This is a genomic window from Candidatus Synechococcus spongiarum (genome assembly GCF_900047545.1).
GTDB classification, from domain to species: domain Bacteria; phylum Cyanobacteriota; class Cyanobacteriia; order PCC-6307; family Cyanobiaceae; genus Synechococcus_B; species Synechococcus_B spongiarum_C.
The window spans coordinates 1-2,379 of sequence record NZ_FITM01000021.1 but is presented as its reverse complement, the minus strand read 5'-3'; the positions used below and the strand labels follow the sequence as shown (position 1 = coordinate 2,379).

Below are 2,379 nucleotides of genomic sequence, written 5' to 3'. Positions count from 1 at the left end.
GTCTCCACAATGACGTAGTCCAACGACTGGGGCTGCGCCAGAAGCCGATCCATGGCATCCATCAACTCCCCGTTGATGGAGCAACAGATACAACCGTTGCTCAACTCCACCATGGCATCGCTGGTGGCCACAATCAGGTCGTTATCAATGCCAATTTCTCCAAACTCATTGACCAGCACAGCGACTTTCAGCCCCTGCTGGTTGCTGAGGATGTGGTTGAGCAGCGTCGTCTTCCCCGCCCCGAGAAATCCGGTCAGGATGGTGACCGGCAGTCCTGTCTTTGGTCCAGTGTCCGGGGTCGGTTGATGGGTTGTCATGGTGACTGTGCCTGATAAGTGCTGCTGTGGTGAGCTAAGGATCTAGGCTATCGCCGGGCCGGCTTTCCTGCCAAGCAGCCTGGCCAAGGCCAGCCTGCTTTCGTCTCGTACCATTGGGTACGTGTGTTGTCTTCCCTGCTGATGCCCAACTCCTGGCAATCGTCTGCCGGCTATGCCATGGCCATGGCGGCTGCCGTGGCCTTGCCCCTTGCCAACGGGGCTTTTGCACAAGACCAGGATTCATTGAAGCCCAGCAAGGTGCTTCAGTCCGGAGACGCCAGCTTTAACCCCAGTACCGTGGAACGCCTCCTCAGCCAAGGGGACGAGTCCGTCGCGGCGGGAGATCTGGAGACGGCGCGCAAGCACTACGATGACGCCCGCGGAGCAGCGCAGGCATTGGCGGGCTTCTATCGCGACCTCAGTGGCGGCTTTCGTGGCCTGGACGCCCAGGTGCCACGGGAGATGGACACCAAAGGTCGCCGCTCCATTACGTTGCAGGCAGAAGCCAGTCTTCGCCTTGCCGCCCTCTATCGCCGCCTGGGGCAACCCGAGGTGGCGGTCCCGTTGCTGGTGGAGGTGATCAAGTTGATGACAGTCACCAATCCCCTGGGCGTTCAGGCCTATCAGCAACTGGTGGAGTTGGGTTTTGCCGAAACCCCGTACGATGGACCCGGCTGAAATCTTCTCCTCGCTAAAGTCAAGAGGTGCTTTGCCGATCATGGTGACTCCAGCCGCCGTTGAGGCTGCCATCTGCGCAGCCCTCCCCGATGCCCGCGTGGCCGTTGAGGATCTCACTGGTTCCGGAGACCACCTGCAAGTCTCCGTCACCTCGGCAGCATTTGCTGGTGTCTCCCGTGTGCGTCAGCATCAGCTTGTTTACGCTGCACTCAAGAACGAGTTTGCCAGCGACGCCATTCATGCCCTGGCCCTGACAACAACGGCGCCGCCCACCCAGGGAACATGAGACCTCGTCTCCAAGGGAAGAATTAACCTCGATCTTCCTGGCGCCCATTCCCCCGTTTTCACTGTCATGGACTCTGCTCTCAAGAACCGCATTGAAACCCTGGTGGCCAGCAGCCCTGTTTTCGTCTTCATGAAGGGGAGCAAGCTCATGCCCCAGTGCGGGTTTTCCAACAACGTGGTGCAGGTGCTCAACGCCCTTGGCGTGCCCTACGAGACGTTTGACGTGCTCTCGGATCCGGAGATTCGACAAGGCATCAAGGACTATGCCGACTGGCCAACCATTCCCCAGGTATATCTCAAGGGTGAATTCCTTGGCGGCAGTGACATTCTCATCGAGATGTACAACTCTGGTGAACTGCGAGAGACCATGGAAGTGGCCCTGGCGTCCTGAATCCCTTGTTGCCGGACCAGTTTTACCAGGGGAAAGCTTGCTGGTGAGACCGGCTAGTTGAGAAGGCGATGCAGGCCATGGTTGTTCCCTTCCGGCCAGATGCTGCTAGAGGGATCAAGAATCCAGCGGCCAACCAGGTCTTCCAACCGCTGTTGTGTCATGGGATTCAATTGCTGACTGCGGCACAAACAATGGAGGTAGCCATCCGCGTAGAGCCGTAGCTCCGAGGCGTTGCAGCCACGGCCGGCCATCTCGCGGCAGGCATCGCAGAGGGCCTGGAAGTGACGGATGGCATCGGGGTCTTGAAGGGCCGTCATCGACGTTGCGGGAGGCTGGGTTGCAAGGGGCTGAAGGGTCAGTCGGTCAGGGTGTCCTTAACAAAAGTCAATGCTGTCCTCATTTTATCCGGGTATGGGCGACACCCGAATCCTTTTCGGGAATAGCTTAGCCGTAATTTGCACCAGCCTGGTTTGGAGTCCAACCTTGGCGCAACCGAGCACACTTCCCTCACCTCGTCAGCCCGCATTCTTGTACTGGAAGCCCATCCAGCGCTGCGGGTTGTGCTGGCCCAGCGCCTTCGCCAAGACGGTTATCTGACGGCTGGCGTCTCCACCGCCCACCAGGCCATACAGGTCTGTGCCAACGAAAAGCCCGACTTGCTGGTGACCACAGAGCTTTTGGAGGATTCCACCGGCTTGCGGCTGGCGG

5 protein-coding genes and 1 pseudogene are annotated in these 2,379 nt (G+C 59.1%); 4 read left to right on the top strand and 2 right to left on the bottom strand.

Going from position 1 to position 2,379, the window contains the following annotated elements; genetic code table 11:
- On the bottom strand, window positions 1-317 hold a 317-nt coding region (locus FLM9_RS00850; RefSeq protein WP_143324532.1), incomplete at its 3' end, for a CobW family GTP-binding protein.
- A 141-nt stretch (window positions 318-458) separates the two neighbouring features.
- Here FLM9_RS00850 and FLM9_RS00845 point away from each other — a divergent pair.
- From FLM9_RS00845 to grxD, 3 genes are all read left to right on the top strand, one after another.
- The gene (locus tag FLM9_RS00845; protein WP_081340087.1) at window positions 459-995 is read left to right on the top strand and encodes a hypothetical protein; all 537 of its coding nucleotides are present in this window, start codon (window positions 459-461) and stop codon (window positions 993-995) included.
- A gap of 40 nt (window positions 996-1,035) precedes the next feature.
- A complete protein-coding gene (locus FLM9_RS00840; protein ID WP_074456823.1) occupies window positions 1,036-1,281 on the top strand; it encodes a BolA/IbaG family iron-sulfur metabolism protein in 246 nt (81 codons plus the stop codon).
- 66 nt (window positions 1,282-1,347) lie between these two features.
- Window positions 1,348-1,671 (top strand): Grx4 family monothiol glutaredoxin, encoded by a 324-nt coding sequence (grxD, locus tag FLM9_RS00835; protein WP_074456822.1) that lies wholly within the window; start codon window positions 1,348-1,350, stop codon window positions 1,669-1,671.
- A 53-nt stretch (window positions 1,672-1,724) separates the two neighbouring features.
- Here grxD and FLM9_RS00830 read toward each other — a convergent pair whose 3' ends face one another.
- Window positions 1,725-1,988, bottom strand: coding sequence for a DUF6761 family protein (locus FLM9_RS00830; protein ID WP_074456821.1), 264 nt, complete (start codon window positions 1,986-1,988; stop codon window positions 1,725-1,727).
- Between the two features lie 153 nt (window positions 1,989-2,141).
- Here FLM9_RS00830 and FLM9_RS00825 point away from each other — a divergent pair.
- A pseudogene (locus tag FLM9_RS00825) lies at window positions 2,142-2,379 on the top strand (response regulator); the annotation flags it as partial.

Excerpts from the sequence above, each read along its gene's own strand:
- FLM9_RS00845 (WP_081340087.1), top strand. The coding sequence starts at position 459 with ATGCCCAACTCCTGGCAATCGTCTGCCGGCTATGCCATGGCCATGGCG.
- FLM9_RS00830 (WP_074456821.1), bottom strand. The coding sequence starts at position 1,988 with ATGACGGCCCTTCAAGACCCCGATGCCATCCGTCACTTCCAGGCCCTC.
- grxD (WP_074456822.1), top strand. The coding sequence starts at position 1,348 with ATGGACTCTGCTCTCAAGAACCGCATTGAAACCCTGGTGGCCAGCAGC.
- FLM9_RS00840 (WP_074456823.1), top strand. The coding sequence starts at position 1,036 with ATGGTGACTCCAGCCGCCGTTGAGGCTGCCATCTGCGCAGCCCTCCCC.